This window comes from Halobacteroides halobius DSM 5150 (assembly GCF_000328625.1).
Taxonomy (GTDB): domain Bacteria; phylum Bacillota; class Halanaerobiia; order Halobacteroidales; family Halobacteroidaceae; genus Halobacteroides; species Halobacteroides halobius.
Map to the genome: position 1 here is coordinate 40,643 of NC_019978.1, position 18,298 is coordinate 58,940.

Here is an 18,298-nt window from a genome sequence, read left to right on the forward strand (position 1 = left end):
GGTAATATATAAATGGCCTATGTTTCACTTTATCGTAAATGGCGACCTCAAGACTTTTCAGATATTGCTGGTCAACGAAGTGTAGTAAAAACATTAAAAAATGCTATAAATATGAATCGGATTGCACATGCATATCTTTTTTGTGGGCCAAGAGGGACAGGGAAGACAAGTACAGCTAAAATACTATCTAAAGCATTAAATTGTGAAGAAGGTCCAACAATAAAGCCTTGTAATGAGTGCATAGCTTGTACCAAAATAAATAATAATAATTCAATTGATGTAATTGAGATTGATGCTGCTTCTAATCGAGGTATTGATGAGATTAGAGAGCTTCGAGAAAAAGTAAAATTTTCTCCAACTGAAGGAAATTATAAGGTATACATTATAGATGAAGTACATATGTTAACTACGGAAGCTTTTAATGCTTTATTGAAGACACTAGAGGAACCACCAGATTATGTTATTTTTATTCTGGCTACAACAGAACCTCATAAATTATTACCAACCATTCTATCTAGATGCCAGAGATTTGACTTTAGTCGCTTATCGATCACTGATATTAAAGAAAGATTATCTTATATTTGCCAACGAGAAGAAATTGAGGTATCTGAAAATGCTTTAACAACGATTGCTCGTAATGCTGAAGGTGGAATGCGTGATGCTATTAGTATTTTGGATCAGACTATTTCTTTTAGTGGTAGTGAAATTAAAATAGATGATGTAGCGGCTGTATTAGGGATGGTTGGACGGGATGTTTTATTTAAGTTAATTAAGGTAATGAACGACCAAGATGTAGAAGCTGGTTTAAAGTTGATTACTAAAGTTATTAATGAAGGAAAAGATATAAAACAATTTGTTAATGATTTAGTTTACCACTTGCGTAATTTATTATTAGTTAAAGAATGTCAAGGTGCTGATAAATTATTTGATTTAACTGATGATACTTGCGAAAGGTTAAAGAAACAAGCGAAGCAATTAAGAAATTCGCAATTATTACGTTGGGTTGAGATTTTAAATGAATTAGATTATAAATTAAAACAGACTAATCAGCCTAGAATTATTTTAGAAATGGGAATAGTAAAGTTAATCAAGCCTGCTACAGATAAATCATTAACTACTATTTTAGATAGAGTTACTAGGTTAGAAGAGATAGTTAAGAGTGGGCAATTAGTTACTAATAAATCTACTAAAGAAAAAGTTACCGAGGAAAAAGAAATCTCTGCTAATGAAATTACAACAAATGATAACCAAGGGGCAACTAAGAAACCAAAAGAGAAAAAACAGGTTGCTGATTCATTTGATGAAGGAGAGGTTACTTTAGAACAAGTAAAAGAACAATGGGACCAAGTTTTAGATTACTTAAAATCTCAACAGATAATGACTTTGCATGCAGTTTTAAAACATAATACCCAATTAATTAAACTTGAAGATAAGAAATTATTTATTCGATTAGAGAAACCAAGTGATTTTTATAAAGATACCCTAAAAAAAGGTAAGAATACTTTGGTAAAGATTCTAAAGAAATTTTTAGGGGTTCACTTGCAGGTTAAGTATGATTTTTCTAGAAGTAATAGAAGGAAGCATAAAAAGAACGATGATAAAAACCAGGAAGTTTTGAATCATCCTGTAGTTAAAGAAGCAGTAAAAAAGTTTAATGGTAAAGTTGTTAAGGTGGAGAAAGTAAACTAAATTATTTATCCAGGAGGATGATAATTATGGATATGAAGAAAATGATGAAGCAAGCTCAACAGATGCAAAGTAAGATGAGTAAGATGCAGGAACAATTAGCTGATGAGACAGTAGATGCTTCAGTTGGTGGTGGAGTTGTAACTGTTACAGTTAATGGGAAGCAAGAAGTTGTAGATATTGATATTGAACCTGATGCTGTAGATCCAGATGATGCAGAGATGTTAGAAGACTTAATTTTAGCAGCTACTAATGAAGCAATGAGAAAGGTACAAGATATGGTTGATAAGAAAATGGGGCAGTTAACTGGTGGTATGAATATTCCAGGAATGTTTTAAGGAATTTAAGGTATGAAATATTACGCTCAACCATTATCTAAACTAATTGGTCAACTAACAAAACTACCAGGGATAGGAACTAAAACAGCCCAAAGGTTAGCATTTTATATTTTAAAGATGGATCAAGAATCAGCTAATGATTTAGCTGATTCTATTTTGGATGTGCAAAAAAATTTAATTTACTGTTCTGTTTGTCATAACCTAACTCAAGATGATCCCTGTCCTATTTGTAGTGATCTCAAACGAGACCAAACAACTATTTGTGTGATAGAAAAAGTTGAGGATATTATAGCTATGGAGAAGACAGGAGAGTATAAAGGGTTATATCATGTATTACATGGTTCGATTTCCCCAATGGATGGGGTTGGCCCGGATGATATTGAAATAAAAGGGTTATTATCAAGGATTCAATCTAGTGATGAAGATATAGAGGAGATTATTTTAGCTTCAGACCCTAATGTTGAAGGTGAAGCAACTGCCATGTATATTTCTAAACTCCTTAAGCCTTTTGATGTAAAGGTGACTCGGATAGCTCATGGACTACCAGTTGGAGGAGACTTAGAGTATGCAGATGAAGTTACTTTATCTAAGGCTTTAGAAGGGAGAAGAGAGATCTAATATATTAGACCAGAGCTGGTTTTTCGGTGTCTGGTCTTTTTTTATTTAAATCATTTTATTACAGAATTGTTTGAAGATTATGATGTTTGACTGGTTATATTAATTGTAGTATACTAACAATGTGTATGAATTAGAGTGGAATATTTTTAAAACAGGGAGGGGAAATAATGACAAAAAAAATGAAAACTATGGATGGAAACCAAGCTGCTGCATATACGTCTTATCCGTTTACTGAAGTAGCTGGTATTTATCCTATCACACCATCATCTCCGATGGCAGAGTATGTTGATTTATGGGCTTCAGAAGGTAAAGAAAATTTATTTGGAATGCCTGTTAATGTTGTAGAAATGCAATCAGAAGCAGGAGCTGCCGGTACAGTGCATGGTTCTCTACAAGCTGGTGCATTGACTACTACTTATACTGCTTCTCAAGGTTTATTATTAAAGGTTCCTAACTTATATAAGATCGCTGGAGAACTATTACCAGGGGTTGCACATGTGGCTTCTAGATCAATAGCTACACAAGCATTATCAATCTTTGGTGATCACCAAGATGTAATGGCTGCTCGTCAGACTGGTTGTGCTATGTTAGCAAGTGGATCAGTACAAGAAGTTATGGATTTAGGTGGAGTTGCTCACTTAGCTGCAATTGAAGGAAGCTTACCTTTTATCCATTACTTTGATGGATTCCGTACTTCTCATGAAATTCAAAAAGTTGAAGTTATGGATTACGATGTATATGATCGTTTACTAGATAGAGAAGCTGTACAAGACTTTAGAGATAATGCTTTAAGTCCTGAACATCCAGTAACTCGTGGTTCAGCTCAAAATGATGATGTATACTTCCAAGCACGAGAAGTTCAAAATAAATATTATGATAGATTACCTGATATTGTTGCAGATTATATGGATGAAATCTCTGAAGAGACTGGTCGTGACTATGCTCCATTTGTATATTATGGTGCAGAAGATGCAACTGATATTATTGTTGCAATGGGGTCAGTAACTGAAACTATTGAAGAAACAGTTGATTACTTAGTAGATCAAGGACGTAAAGTAGGTTTAATGACTGTTCACTTGTATCGTCCATTTAGTGCTAAGTACTTCTTTGATCAGTTACCAGAGACTGTTGAAAGAATCTCTGTATTAGATAGAACAAAAGAATCCGGTTCTGAAGGAGAACCACTATACTTAGATGTTAAATCAATCTTTTATGATAAAGAGGATGCTCCAACAATTGTTGGTGGACGTTATGGATTATCTTCTAAAGATACTACTCCAGCGCAAATTATTTCTGTTTATGATAACTTGGCAGGAGAGGCCAAAGATGACTTTACAATTGGTATTGAAGATGATGTAACTAACTTATCTTTATCAGTTGAAGAAGAGGTTAATGTATTATCTGATGAGGTTACAGAAGCATTATTCTTTGGTTTAGGTTCAGATGGTACTGTAGGTGCTAATAAGAATACAATCAAGATTATTGGTGATAGTACTGACTTATATGCGCAAGGTTATTTTGCTTATGACTCTAAAAAGTCAGGTGGAGTAACTCGTTCTCACTTAAGATTTGGCCCAGACCCAATTCGTTCTACTTACTTAGTGTCTAATCCAGACTTTGTAGCTTGCTCTACTGATTCATACTTAGGTAAATATGACATGTTAAGTGGGCTAAGTCAAGGAGGAACATTCTTATTAAATACAGTTTCTGATGCTGAAGAGATTATAGAAGAGATGCCTAATAGTGTTAAAAAGAAATTAGCTAAAAAAGATGCTAAGTTCTATATCATTGATGCTATTACTTTGGCTGAAGAAATTGGATTAGGACATCGGACAAATACTATTATACAATCTGCATTCTTTAAGTTAAATGAGCAGATCATGCCTTATGACAAGGCTCAAAAACTAATGAAGGAATATGCTGAAAAAGCCTATGGACGTAAAGGTAAAGAGATTGTAGAAATGAACTGGGAAGCTATTGACAAAGGTGCTGAAGGTTTAGTAGAGATTCCAGTTGATTCAGCTTGGGCCAATTTAGAAGCAAAAGAAACTGTTTTAGAAGCAGATAAGGACTGTGAGAGCTGTCCAGACTTTGTTAAGAATATTGCTAAACCAATTAATGCAATTGAAGGATATGACTTACCAGTTTCTGTATTTGAAGATTATGCAGATGGTACAATGATCAATGGTACTGCTGCTTATGAAAAACGTGGTATTGCTAACTCTGTTCCAGAGTGGAAAGAAGATAACTGTATTCAATGTAACCAATGTTCTTTTGTCTGTCCTCATGCAGCAATTAGACCATTTTTAATGGATGAAGAAGAAAGAGCTAATGCTCCTGAAGGACTTGAAACTATTGACCCACTTGGTAAAGGACCAGAAGGATTAAAGTATCGATTACAAGTTTCACCTCTAGACTGTACTGGATGTGGAAATTGTGCTGATGTATGTCCTGCACCAGAAAAAGCATTAGAGATGGTTTCATTTAAAGAATCTATGGATGCTGGTGAAGCAGAGAATACTGAATATATGTATAATGAAGTAACATATAAAGATGATATATCATCATCAACTAATGTTAAAGCTTCACAGTTTGCTAAGCCATTATTTGAATTCTCTGGAGCTTGTGCTGGTTGTGGAGAGACTCCATATGTTAAATTAGCATCTCAATTATTTGGAGATAGAATGACAATTGCTAATGCAACTGGATGTTCTTCTATCTATGGTGGTTCTTATCCAGCAACTCCATTTACTAAAGATGATGATGGTAGAGGTCCAGCTTGGGCTAATTCATTATTTGAAGATAATGCTGAATTTGGCTTTGGTATGAGAGTTGCTTCTGAAACTATTCGTGATAGAATGGAAAATATTATGGTTAATACAATGGATGAAGTAGAGTCTGAATTAAAAGACTTATTTAATCAATGGATTGACAACCGTAATAGCGGAGCTAAGACTAAGCAATTAAAAGCTAAGTTAGTCTCTGCATTAGAAGATAGTTCTTGTGAAAAAGCTAAAGAGTTATTAAATCTAAAAGATTATATTGTAAAACAGTCTAACTGGATGATCGGTGGAGACGGTTGGGCTTATGATATCGGTTATGGTGGAGTAGATCATGTACTTGCTAGTGGTGAAGATGTTAATATTTTAGTAGTAGATACACAAGTTTATTCTAATACAGGGGGACAATCTTCTAAGGCTGCTCCGTCTGGTTCTATTGCTAAATTTACTGCTGCAGGTAAGTCAGGTAAGAAGAAGGATCTAGCTGCTATGGCTATGACTTATGGTGATGTCTATGTAGCTCAAGTTTCTCATGGTGCGAGCCAATCTCAAGTATTAAAAGCTATGATAGAAGCTGAAGCTCATGATGGTCCATCACTTATAATTGCTTATTCACCATGTATTAACCACAGAGTAAAAGGTGGATTAAGTAAGGCTCAAAGACAAGCTAAGTTGGCTACAGAATGTGGATACTGGCCAACATTTAGATTTGATCCTTCCTTAGCTGAAGAAGGTGAGAATCCATTCCAAATCGATTGTAGCGAGCCTAAATGGGATCAGTATTATGACTTCTTAATGAGTGAGAGACGTTACTCTCAATTAGAAAAGATTAATCCAGAAGAAGCTGATGAATTACTTCAGGCTAATAAAGAGCAAGCCCAAGAGCGATGGAGAATGTATCAGCGTTATGCTGCAATGGATTATTCTTTAGATTCTGATGTAGATTCTGATACAACAAAAGCTGAAGATGAAGTAGCAGCTACAAAAGAATAAAGTTCAATTTAAATTTATTAAGGCAGTGGATATATATCCACTGCTTTTTTTAATTTTAAAATATTGACTAATATTTTTTATTAGATAAAGCCATGATATTAATAAAGATTGCTTTATTATAAAAAATGGAGGTAATACTATTATGGCTTTTGAAATCATAGCTAGAGTATTGAATGATTCTAGTTTGTCCACGAGGGTAGATGAGAAATTAGAAGAAGAGATAATAGAAGCACAAGAAGAGTTTAATAAGGCTCGAAAATATTTCGATTCTGTATCTGACCCAGATTTGATTGACCATGCTATTTATCGACTGAAAGCAGCAGAGAGTAAGTATACATATTTGTTAAAGAAGAAAAAAGATGTATAGAAATAATTTATGCTTTGTTACTCTATTAATTATCTAAAATTTATTTAGGTTGTATATATTTATATTGAAAAAGGTATTATAGAAAAGGAAAGGATATCTATTATTAAGTCGGATTTATTCTTTAATATGAAAGGAGGAACATAGATGGCAAGCTTAACTGAAATTCGTTGGCATGGTAGAGGTGGACAAGGAGCTAAGACTGCTTCTATTTTATTAGGTAAAGTTGCTGCTAAGACTGGTAAGCATATTCAGGCCTTTCCTGAGTATGGCCCAGAGAGAATGGGGGCTCCAGTATTAGCCTATAATCGAATTAGTGAAGATGATATTACAGTTCACTGTCAGGTAACAGATCCTGGCATTGTTACTGTATTAGATCCAACGTTATTAAATGTTGTAGATGTTACAGATGGTGTTCCGGAGGATGGAACACTAGTAGTTAATTCTGAAGAGGATGTAGCAACAATTAAGGAACAATTAGAATTTGATGGGGATATTTGGGTGCTGGATGCGTATGGCGTTGCTAATAAGGAAATTGGACGTCCATTTCCCAATACTCCAATGTTAGGTGCTTTAATGCAAGCTACTGATTTATTACCATTCGAAAATTTTGTTAAACAAATTAAGGTTGAATTAGAGAAGAAGTTTGCCCATAAGCCTGAAATGATTGATAAGAATGTTGCTGCAATTAAACGGGCTTATAAGGAGGTGGCCAAGTAATGGTTAAATCAGGAGACGGATATAAAGATATTCCCAAAGGTGGTTTAATCTTAGATGCTGGTAATGCTAATAGTTATAAGACAGGTGGTTGGAGAACCAAACGACCATTATTAGATAATGAAAAGTGTATTAATTGTCATTTGTGTTGGATTTTTTGCCCAGATTCTGCTGTTGTTTCTGAGAATGAGGAAGTGACAGGATTTGATTATGACCATTGTAAAGGTTGCGGAATTTGTGCTTATGAATGTCCAGTAAATGCAATAGAAATGGATGATGAGTAAAGAATTCGGGAGGAGGAAATAAAATGTCTAACAAAGTTGCCTTAACTGGTAATGAGATTGTGGCTCAAGCTATGCGTCAGATTAACCCAGATGCTGTTTGTGCTTATCCAATTACCCCCCAGACTGCAATTGTACAGATGTTCTCGCAATTTGTAGCTGATGGGGAAGTAGATACTGAATTTGTTACAGTAGAAAGTGAACATAGTGCCATGAGTGCAACAGTAGGAGCTTCAGCAGCGGGTGCTCGTGCAATGACTGCTACTGCTGCTAATGGATTAGCTTTAATGTGGGAGATTGTTTATATTGCTGCTAGTACTAGATTACCAATTGTAATGCCTGTTGTAAATCGTGCTTTAAGTGGGCCAATTAATATTCATTGTGATCATAGTGATGCAATGGGAGCTCGTGATTCGGGATGGATTCAGTTCTATGCTGAAAATGCTCAAGAAGCTTATGATAATACTATTCAGGCGATTAGAGTTTCTGAGACTGAGGATGTTATGTTGCCTGCTATGGTCAATATGGATGGATTTATTATCAGTCATGCTGTAGAGGATACAGAAATATTAGCTGATGATGATGTACAGGACTTTATAGGAGATTATAATCCTGAACATACTCTCTTAGATTCTGATAATCCAATTACTGTAGGTCCTCTAGATTTACAAGACTTCTACTTTGAACATAAGATGCAACAAGTTGATGCAGTTGCTAACGTTAAAGAGGCTGTATTGGATGTTGCTAAGGATTATGCAGAATTAACTGGTAGAGAGTATGGATTATTTGAAGAATATAAACTAGAGGATGCTGAAATTGCAGTTGTTGCTTTAGGTTCTACAGCTGGAACTGCTAAAGCTGCAGTAAATAATTTAAGAGAGCAAGGTGTTAAAGCAGGTTTGTTAAAGATTAGATTATATAGACCATTCCCTGCAGAAGAAATTGCTGAGGTTTTAGAAGGTCTTAAAGCAGTAGCTGTAATGGATAGGGCAGAGACATTCTCTACAACTGGTGGCCCAGTATTTGCTGATATTAGATCTGCTTTATATGATGCCAAAGCTGATGTTGAAGCAGTTAACTATGTTTATGGTTTAGGTGGACGAGATATTAAAGTTGGAGAGATTGAAACTGTATATAAAAAATTACAAGAAATTGTTAAGACAGGTCAAGTAGAAAGCAGAATTAACCATCTTGGTGTACGAGAATAGGAGGTGTAATTAATGGATTTAAAAGAAATTGCAAGTAAAGGTAATAGATTTAGTGGTGGACATAGATTATGTTCTGGATGTGTTGCTGGACCAGTTACAAGAATGATTATGAATGCTAGTGATAATCCAGCAGTTGTAGGGTGTGCAACAGGTTGTTTAGAGGTTTCTAGTACTATTTATCCATATACTGCTTGGGAGGATTCTTTTATCCACAATGCTTTTGAAAATGTAGCTGCTACAATAAGTGGTGTTGAAGCTGCTTATCGTTCTTTTAAGACCCAAGGTAAGATAAATCAGGACTATGACTTTATTGCTTTTGGTGGAGATGGGGGAACATATGATATTGGATTCCAGTCTTTATCTGGAGCTATGGAACGTGGGCATGATATGGTCTATGTTTGTTATGATAATGGTGCTTATATGAATACTGGAATTCAGCGTTCTAGTGCTACTCCTAAAGGAGCTAATACTACTACGTCTCCGGCAGGTGAAGTGATTCCAGGTAAGCAGCAGTATCGTAAAGAATTAACAGATATTATGGCTGCTCATGGAATTCCATATGTTGCTCAAACATCACCATGGCGACCTCAAGATTTAATTAAAAAAGCCAAGAAAGCTTTTGAGGTTAATGGTCCTGCTTTTCTTAATATATTAGCTACTTGTCCACGTGGTTGGAGAAGTAGAGCCGAACAGGGAATTGAGTTAACTAAAATTGCTTCCGAAACTTGTTTTTGGCCTTTATTTGAGGTTGAGAATGGTGAATGGAATTTAAATTATCAACCAAGTGAAAAAAAAGATATTAGAGAATGGTTAAAGCCTCAAGGGCGATTTAAACATTTATTTGAAGAAGGAAATGAAGCTTTAGTTGAAGATATTCAAGAGCATGTTGATCAGCGTTGGGAATCTATTCTTGAACGTTGTGGTGAAAAGTAAATTTGATTAGAGAAAGGCCAACCTTAGCTAAGGTTGGCCTTTTGTGTGCTCTGTAGTCTATGATGATAGTAGGTGTAAGTCCTGCCTATTCTGGAAGAATGGATAATATGGTTGAGATATTGTGGCACTCACAGACGAAATGGGTGAGCAAACGGAGAAAACAAACGTCAACCTAAGTTAATAAAGAACAGGATATGAAGCCAACAGTAACAGGGTGTTCATTGTGAGATGTAATCTGAAGAGTTTGAGGCGAAAAATCAGTCCGGAACAATATGTGAACCGAAGGTGGCATTCATTAGTGACGATCTACCAAAAGGATGGAGAAGTCCAAAGCTGACTTACAGACCATTGGAGTATGTTAGATTAATGAGTGTGATTATGGTCGGAATGATTGGAATATAGCATAGGTGACCAGAGGATGCTCTAATATGGTCTTTATAGAAATCTATAAAGATAAGTGATGATATAACCTGAATAGGGAAAGTCAAAGCGATGAAATATTAGAGTTCAGAAGCTATCATAGTAGTGAAAAAAAATCAATGAAAGTTGATTACAGTGAAGGATAGCCAGGTTATTGAAGTTTAGAATTGAGTGTTGATGGTATTTAAATCAAAATGGTTTAAACATTGTTAAAGACAATAAGTCTTAAAAGAAATAGCGGACAGAAAATCATAACTGGAAGCGTGATGAATTTAAGAAAACCATGACCTAAGTAGTAGTAAACTAAGAGGTGCGATTGGCGAGAGCTTAGAAGACGTGCTTAGGAATGCTACGAATATAGGGGTTTAGATATTAAGACAGGATAGGAAGAACTGGTAAGTCGTGAGGTAGGATAGGTGAAAAAAAAATTAGTTCGCTATATAGTATAAAAGATTTAGTGACTAAGAAAAGACATTTACATTGTGCAGCTCAGAAAGTTTTGAATAATGGTGGTTGTGGAGGGATTGACGGTGTAGAAGTTGAAGAATTTAGAGAAAATTACACTAAGAATATGAGTGCTTTATATCGCCAGTTAACAGAAGATAGATATGAGCCACAACCAGTTCTAAGAACGTATATCTCAAAAGGAAATGGAGAACAAAGACCACTAGGTATTCCAGTAATTAAAGACCGAATTGCCCAACAAGCAGTGAAACAGATTCTAGAGATACACTTTGAAGAAATATTCTGCGACTGTTCTTATGGTTTTAGACCTAATAGGTCAACCGAAGATGCAATTAAGAAAGTAGAAGAATATAAAGAACAAGGTTATAATTGGGTATTAGACGCAGATGTCAAATCTTACTTTGATACAATAGATCATGAAATTTTAATGGAGCTGATAGCAGAGGAAGTAAGTGATGGTTGGGTATTAGATATTATTAGGTCGTGGCTTACTATAGGTGTCATGACTGAGCAAGGAAGAGAAGAAACAACGGAGGGAACTCCACAAGGAGGCGTAATTTCTCCACTTTTAGCAAATATCTACCTACATCATTTTGATAAGAAAATGAGGTGTCGAGGATATAAGATAGTTAGATTTGCCGATGACTTTATAATTATGGCTAAGAGTAAAGCTAAAGCAGAACGTGCTTTGGAAGTAACTCGCCAGATTATAGAAAATGAATTAAACTTAAGACTACATCCTCGGAAAACAGTAATTACGAATTTTAATGATGGATTTAAATTTCTAGAATTTAAATTTTATAATTGTGATTACAAAAAGCCAAAAGAGAGCTCTATTAAAAGTTTCAAGGACAAAGTAAGAAAGAAAACTAAAAGGAATAGGTCAATAGGAGTAGCTGTAATGATTGATGAGCTTAATTTAATTATTAGAGGTTGGGGTAATAGTTTTCTACTAGGAAATGTTAAAGGACTATATAAAAAGGTTAGATGGTTGGATAAGAATGAGATTACGTTGTTTTATAGAAGGAAAGAAGGCGAAAGGGCAGAATTATCGCCTTCCTAATAAAATATTAAGAGATTTAGGACTAGAATCACTGCTTACCGATGTGCTTTAGACAAGAGTAAAATATACATTTGTGGCAACACAAAGACGATAACTTACTCTCTGTTAAGGAGCAACAATGACCGAAAGCTGTATACGGGAGAACCGTACGTGCAGTTTGACAAGAGGTCCCAGCCGTGAGGCTGGTCCTACTTTATTGTATATTTAAGGGCGCAGAAATTTCAAATGACTTTTTAAATCTTTCAACCAAGTAATTATGAAAAAATCAGAGCAGTAAATCCAGCCAGCAAATAGAGCAGTAATAGGAGCTACTAATACAAGTCCAATACTACCTGTTAAAGTTCTTAGTATTTCAGCAGAGACCATCTTAAAATTAATTATTCTTCTTAAACTTGTATTTTTACTCACAAACAACATTAGTAAAGTTAAGTATCCGCCAGAATAAGCTAAAAGTAAAGTTGTAGTCATAGTTCCAATTACAGCTCTTCCAACATTAAAACCAGATTGGATTAGTTCTTTCATTTCAATATCTGGTTTTTTAAGTTTAATTTCTTCCATGGAAGCAGCAATATCCATTGCAATATCCATAGCAGCTCCTGAAGCACCAATAATTATAGAAGCATAGAAAATATGCTTCATATTAAGGTCTATATGTCCACTAAATAATAAAGTTTGAGAGAAAGGGGCTGTCATTCCACGTAGTCCCATGTTATTACCAAAAACTATTGTAATAACAATTGTTATAAAAAGTCCTGATAATGTTCCAGCTAGAGCTGCTAATCCTTTTCTAGTAAATCCAGCTATTGAAAAAATAATAATACCTGTTAGTAAAACTAATACAAAAGAGGATAAAAGCAAAGGGTTTTGGCCAGCTAGTAAGCCAGGAATTAAAATATTCCAAATAATATATACGCTTGCTACAAAGGAAAATAAAGCTCTTAAACCTGTGTATCCAGCATAAAGTATTAGAATTAATACGAAAAGGCCAAAGAGTAATAATTCCCAATGCTGTCGATATAAATCCACAGCTTTAACTGCAGTAACTTTTCCTTGTTTCTCTTTAATTGAAATTAATATTTCATCTCCTTCTTGATAATAATTATCTATTTCTGCTGTACCAGTAAAGTGATTAGAAGCTTTTAGTTTACTATCGGTATGCCCTCCTTCTAATACTTTAACAGTTAATATTTGATGACCTATATTAGTTACGCCAGAACTTATTACGTTACTGTTATTTGTTTTTAATACGATAGCTTTAGAAAGATTATCTGCTTTATTAATTCTAAGATTATTAATAAATAAGATCGAGATTATTATAAGACTTAAGATTATAATGGTTGTTTTTAAGTTAATTTTTTTCATATAGATTCACCCCATATTTTTTAGAGATATTAGTAATCTATTAGGTGAAGATTATTCATCTAATTAGATAAGAAAATAGCCGGGAAATTCCCGACTATTTTTAACTTGAATTATTTTAAATTTGTTAATTTGAGATCTAATAAATTAGCCATTTCTTTAGCAACTTGAGTATTATCTTTGTATCCACTAAAGTTATTAGCACCAACTCCTGCAGCTGTTAATGGAACTGCAGTTCCTGTATGGGCATAAGTAGTCCAGAATAATCCAGCTCGTGCAGAGACAATTTTAGCTACCATAGCATTAACTGGACTCATCCAACCTGGCATATAATTTACTAATTTTTTGCCTGCATCTGCTAAATTCATTGCTTTTTCAATTTTAGCTTTTTCCTTCGCAGTTAAATTAGTCAATCCATAATCTTTTTTAAGAGAAGTGAAGAATGCTTTTCTATCTCCAGTATAATTAAGTTGATCTAGGGAAGATTTAATTGGAAGTAATTTATCTATATTCAAGAAATAATTGTTTTTAAATCCTAATCCTAAACCACCAGTTTCATGATCACCAGTAACTACAATTAAAGTTTCTTTAGGATGTTTTTTATAAAACCTATAAGCTTTTTGAACAGCTTTATCAAAAGCTAATACATCATTAGCTACTGTAGCAGGACTGTTAGCATGACCAGCGTAGTCAATTCTTCCTCCTTCAACCATCATAACAAAACCATTATCATGTTTAACTAAAGTGTTAATTCCTTTTTGAGTGATTTCTGCTAAGCTTGGAGTAGTATTTGGATTTCTGTCTAGTTCATATGGTAAGTGACTAGCAGTTAAAGGAGCAAAGACTTTATCTCCTTTTTTAGGTTTATAAGCTCTAAAACCTTGTGGATCACCAACAAAAGTCTTATAGTCTTTATCTTTAAATACCTTAACTAAGTTTTTATTATCTTTTCTTTCAGATTTTTTAGCCGTTTTAGGAATAAAGTGTCGGTATCCACCACCAGCTAAAAAGTCAACATTACTTTGAGCAATATCTTCAGCAATTTGATTTGGGTTATATCTACTTTCATTATGGGCTAAGAAAGAGGCCGGAGTAGCGTGAGTTAATCTCATAGTAGAGATTACTCCAGTGCCCATTCCTTTAGCTTCTGCTGCTTCTATAATTGTTCGAACAGAAGTACCATTTGGTAATTGTCCAATCATCCCTTTATTTGTCTTATAGCCAGTAGCTAGAGCAGTTCCAGCTGCAGCTGAATCTGTTACCAATGTATTAGATGCATAAGTAGTATTCATTCCACCCACTGGTAATTTATTCATTGTTAGCTGTGCGTCTTGATTACCTGTCTTAGCTTTTAAGAAGTAACTTGCTAATTGCCTTTGGGAAGCAGCCATACCATCACCAATAAATAAGAATACATATTTAGGTTGTTTATTAGTTTGCTTGGTTTTTACTTGTGATTCTTCTTGAGAGTCCTCCCCAAATATCCACCATGCATTAGTCGGAGTAGAAGTAAGACTTGTTATCAATAAAGCTACCATTGCTACTACTAAGATACTACTTAAAACTTTTCTTTGTTTGAACATTTTTTCTCCTCCTCTTAGATTAGAATAATTAATTTTAAACTTCTTAAGTAGCTAACTACTTAAATGTTACTTTACTTATATATATCTTATACTAAGTTATTTGTTGTATATATACTTATATTCTTTTAATAACTTAGAGGTTAGATGTCTGACGATAACAGATAATAAAAAAGAACTACGATTCTTTAGTAGTTCCTCTACTGTTTATAATTTTTACAGATTAAGCCAAATGATATATTTAATTGAATCTTTAGTTATATTATAAATAAAGATTTTTCAATTGTCAAACAATTTAAAAAATATTATTTCTAATTTACTTTGACATTAGATAATAAACTTGATAAACTTAAAAATAATTAAATAAGCGTATAATCTTAAGAATATGGCTTAAGAGTCTCTACCAGGGAGCCCTAAACTTCCTGACTACCAGTTAAGAAATCCCTAAGTATAGCTAGGGGTATCATCCTTAATTGGTATAGAAGATCTGATATCCTAGTTATATTTAGGGTTTTTTGTATTTAATAATTGTAGGGTTTTGTTTAATACTAATAAAGGGGGAGAAAAAATGAAAGGTAAGTTTACAAAAGAAGGATTAACATTTGATGATGTTTTATTAGTTCCGGCTCATTCTGAGGTATTGCCTAAAGAAGTGGAGACTAAAACTAATTTAACAAAGAATATTAAATTAAATATACCAGTTTTAAGTGCTGCTATGGATACTGTTACAGAGGCTAAAATGGCTATTTCTATGGCTCGTCAAGGTGGTTTAGGAATTATTCATAAAAATATGTCGGTTGACGAACAAGCTGCAGAAGTAGATAAAGTTAAACGATCAGAAAGTGGAGTTATTGTTAACCCATTTTATTTAAATCCTGAGGATGAAATTTATGAAGCTGAAAAATTAATGTCTAAATTTCATATTTCTGGGGTTCCTATTGTTGATGAAGAGCAAAAATTACTAGGAATTATTACTAATCGGGATTTAAGATTTGAAAAAGATTATGATCAACCAATTAAAAATGTAATGACAAAAGAAGATTTAGTAACTGCTCCTGTAGGAACTGATTTAGAAGGGGCCAAGGAAATTCTACAGAAGCATAAAATAGAGAAGTTACCCCTAGTTGATAAGGATAATACCCTTAAAGGATTAATTACAATTAAAGATATTGAAAAAGCAAAAAAATATCCTAATGCTGCAAAAGATGACCAAGGACGATTATTAGTAGGAGCTGCTGTAGGTGTTGGTGGTGATGCTAGAGAAAGGATTTCTGCTTTAGTAGAAGCTGAAGTAGATGTATTAATTATTGATACTGCTCATGGTCACTCTCAAAAAGTAATTGATATGGTAGATGAAATAACAACTAAGTATCCTGATTTAGAAGTAATAGCTGGCAATGTAGCTACAGCTAAGGCAACTAAAGCATTAATTGAAGCTGGTGCTAATGCAGTTAAGGTAGGAGTTGGCCCGGGTTCTATTTGTACTACTAGAGTAGTAGCAGGAGTAGGAGTCCCGCAAGTTACAGCTGTCTATGATTGTGCTCAAGCAGCTAATGATTATGGAGTGCCTATTATTGCTGATGGTGGCATTAAATACTCTGGTGATGTTGTAAAGGCTTTAGCAGCAGGAGCTTCTACAGTAATGCTAGGTAGTTTATTAGCTGGTACAGAAGAGGCACCAGGAGAAAGAGTAATTTATAAAGGTAGAAGCTTTAAAGTATATAGAGGTATGGGGTCTGTAGAGGCTATGAAAGAAGGTAGTAAAGATCGTTACTTCCAAGAAGAAAAGAAAAAATTAGTGCCAGAAGGCATTGAAGGACGAGTTCCTTATAAAGGGGAACTAAAGGATACACTTTATCAATTAATCGGTGGTCTACGTTCTGGAATGGGTTATTGTGGTACTAAAACAATAAAGCAATTGAGAAAAGACGGGAGATTTGTTAAAATTACAGGTGCCGGTTTAAAAGAAAGTCATCCGCATGATGTTACAGTTACTAAGGAAGCACCTAATTACAGTCTTGATCAAGATTAAGTTATTGGCCCTCTAATAGGAGGGCTTTCTTTTTTGTTAGAGAAATTATATTTGTAGTAGTTTAAGTGAAAATTAATTGATATAAAGCTTCACTTTTAATTTACAATTAACAATTGACAATTAGAACCCTTTAAAACCTTTCTAAATCAAGGGTTTATACGATTTTGAAGTTTAATTGTAAATTGTCCATTGTCAATTGCTTTTAATATCAATACTAAAGCACTAGGAGGATTAAAATGTCAGGAAAACTAATTGTAATTGAATCAGGGACAGATGCTAGTGGGAAAGAGACTCAAACTAGAAAACTATATAATAGGTTATCCGATATAAAAGGAAAAGTTCGGAAAATTGAGTATCCTAACTATGAAAGTGCTTCTTCAGCCTTAATTAAAATGTATTTAAACGGAGAATTCGGAGAAAATCCGGGAGAGGTGAATACTTATGCTGCTTCTACATTTTATGCGGTAGATAGATTTGCATCATTTCAAAAAGAGTGGAAAGACTTTTATAATGATGGAGGAATTATTATCGCGGATAGATATACAACTTCGAATATGGTTCATCAGGCTTCTAAATTTGCAAATTTAGAAGAAAAGAGAGCATATTTAAATTGGCTATGGGAATTTGAGTTTGATAAATTTGGACTTCCTGTACCAGATGCTGTTATATTTCTAGATATGCCTCCTGAAGAAAGTAAAAGATTAATGAAACAAAGAAAAAATAATTCACAAGATATTCACGAAGAAAATTATGATTACTTAGTTAAATCATATAATAATGCTTGCTGGGTTGCAGAAGAATATAACTGGCAGATAATAGATTGTCTTCATAACGGGAAATTAAGAAGCATTGAAGATATCCATAATCAAATTTATAATCTAGTAATTAATTTATTTGAGAGCTAAATTTTCTTTTTTTATTGATAGGTGATATAATTATAAATAATAGTAAAATGTTTAATCCCTAAGATAGGAAGGGGATAATATGAAGATTGAAAATAAAACTAAAGGGAATTTTAGGAACTCGGTTGCTGCTAGTAAAAGAATAAATCAAGTACAGGATAAGAACACTACCTTTTTAGAAGAATTAAAACAGGTGCATGGTGAACAGGTTAAAGCTAAATTAGATGATTTATTAGGCATGATTGATAAGCAAGGTGATAAATTAGCTAATCATCGTACCTTTAAAGAGCTAATTGAGTATAAAAAGATGGTTAAGAAATTTATTAAAGAAGCGGTAGAAAAAATGTATAAATTAAAAGAGGATTATAGTCCTCAGCAAGGGAAAGTTCGAACAATAGTTAAGTCTGTTGATAGTTCTTTAGAGGATTTAACGGAGATGATTGTAGATGAACAATCGGCCCAATTGGATATTTTAGCTCAATTAGATGAGGTACGCGGTTTATTAATTGATTTATATAGATAGAGTGGGGTATATTAATAGTTAGATTCTCTTGAAAGG

General features: G+C 33.9%; 14 protein-coding genes, 1 pseudogene and 1 riboswitch. Of the genes and pseudogenes, 13 read left to right on the forward strand and 2 right to left on the reverse strand.

Translation table 11 applies throughout. The annotated features are described in order from the left end of the window. Positions 1-12 precede the first annotated feature (12 nt). The 10 genes and pseudogenes from dnaX (at position 13) to ltrA (ending at position 11,918) form a co-directional block, all read left to right on the forward strand. On the forward strand, positions 13-1,689 hold the full coding sequence (dnaX, locus tag HALHA_RS00230) for a DNA polymerase III subunit gamma/tau (RefSeq protein WP_015325795.1): 1,677 nt from the start codon (positions 13-15) through the stop codon (positions 1,687-1,689). Between the two features lie 26 nt (positions 1,690-1,715). Next, positions 1,716-2,024, forward strand: a complete 309-nt coding sequence (locus tag HALHA_RS00235; RefSeq protein WP_015325796.1) for a YbaB/EbfC family nucleoid-associated protein — start codon at positions 1,716-1,718, stop codon at positions 2,022-2,024. Positions 2,025-2,036: 12 nt separating this feature from the next. Further along, positions 2,037-2,642 carry a recombination mediator RecR gene (gene recR, locus HALHA_RS00240; RefSeq protein WP_015325797.1) on the forward strand — a complete coding sequence of 202 codons (606 nt, stop codon included), beginning with the start codon at positions 2,037-2,039 and terminating at the stop codon, positions 2,640-2,642. A gap of 167 nt (positions 2,643-2,809) precedes the next feature. Then, complete coding sequence (gene nifJ, locus HALHA_RS00245; RefSeq protein ID WP_015325798.1) at positions 2,810-6,415, forward strand: pyruvate:ferredoxin (flavodoxin) oxidoreductase; 3,606 nt, start codon at positions 2,810-2,812, stop codon at positions 6,413-6,415. Between the two features lie 142 nt (positions 6,416-6,557). Further along, the gene (locus HALHA_RS00250) at positions 6,558-6,782 is read left to right on the forward strand and encodes a DUF2508 family protein (RefSeq protein WP_015325799.1); all 225 of its coding nucleotides are present in this window, start codon (positions 6,558-6,560) and stop codon (positions 6,780-6,782) included. Positions 6,783-6,926: 144 nt separating this feature from the next. Beyond that, positions 6,927-7,499, forward strand: coding sequence for a 2-oxoacid:acceptor oxidoreductase family protein (locus tag HALHA_RS00255; protein ID WP_015325800.1), 573 nt, complete (start codon positions 6,927-6,929; stop codon positions 7,497-7,499). Continuing rightward, on the forward strand, positions 7,499-7,780 hold the full coding sequence (gene porD, locus HALHA_RS00260; RefSeq protein WP_015325801.1) for a pyruvate synthase subunit PorD: 282 nt from the start codon (positions 7,499-7,501) through the stop codon (positions 7,778-7,780). Before HALHA_RS00255 ends, porD begins: the two co-directional genes overlap by 1 nt. Before the next feature lie 23 nt (positions 7,781-7,803). Further along, positions 7,804-8,985: a transketolase C-terminal domain-containing protein gene (locus HALHA_RS00265; RefSeq protein ID WP_015325802.1), complete on the forward strand. Its 1,182-nt coding sequence runs from the start codon at positions 7,804-7,806 to the stop codon at positions 8,983-8,985. Between the two features lie 12 nt (positions 8,986-8,997). After that, complete coding sequence (locus tag HALHA_RS00270; RefSeq protein WP_015325803.1) at positions 8,998-9,918, forward strand: thiamine pyrophosphate-dependent enzyme; 921 nt, start codon at positions 8,998-9,000, stop codon at positions 9,916-9,918. A gap of 847 nt (positions 9,919-10,765) precedes the next feature. Further along, a pseudogene (gene ltrA / locus HALHA_RS00275) lies at positions 10,766-11,918 on the forward strand (group II intron reverse transcriptase/maturase). Positions 11,919-12,070: 152 nt separating this feature from the next. On the opposite strand, the gene HALHA_RS00280 reads toward ltrA, so the two are convergent. Together HALHA_RS00280 and HALHA_RS00285 are read right to left on the reverse strand one after the other, a co-directional pair. Then, positions 12,071-13,228 (reverse strand): YibE/F family protein, encoded by a 1,158-nt coding sequence (locus HALHA_RS00280; RefSeq protein ID WP_015325805.1) that lies wholly within the window; start codon positions 13,226-13,228, stop codon positions 12,071-12,073. Between the two features lie 110 nt (positions 13,229-13,338). Continuing rightward, complete coding sequence (locus HALHA_RS00285) at positions 13,339-14,808, reverse strand: alkaline phosphatase (protein WP_015325806.1); 1,470 nt, start codon at positions 14,806-14,808, stop codon at positions 13,339-13,341. A gap of 346 nt (positions 14,809-15,154) precedes the next feature. Next, positions 15,155-15,254: riboswitch (purine riboswitch) on the forward strand. A 119-nt stretch (positions 15,255-15,373) separates the two neighbouring features. On the opposite strand from HALHA_RS00285, the gene guaB reads away from it, so the two are divergent. The 3 genes from guaB to HALHA_RS00300 all read left to right on the forward strand — a co-directional run bounded on the left by guaB (position 15,374) and on the right by HALHA_RS00300 (position 18,262). Then, positions 15,374-16,837, forward strand: coding sequence for an IMP dehydrogenase (gene guaB, locus HALHA_RS00290; protein ID WP_015325807.1), 1,464 nt, complete (start codon positions 15,374-15,376; stop codon positions 16,835-16,837). Between the two features lie 236 nt (positions 16,838-17,073). Next, positions 17,074-17,742, forward strand: coding sequence for a dTMP kinase (locus tag HALHA_RS00295; protein WP_015325808.1), 669 nt, complete (start codon positions 17,074-17,076; stop codon positions 17,740-17,742). Between the two features lie 79 nt (positions 17,743-17,821). Beyond that, positions 17,822-18,262 (forward strand): YaaR family protein, encoded by a 441-nt coding sequence (locus tag HALHA_RS00300; RefSeq protein WP_015325809.1) that lies wholly within the window; start codon positions 17,822-17,824, stop codon positions 18,260-18,262. Positions 18,263-18,298 lie beyond the last annotated feature (36 nt).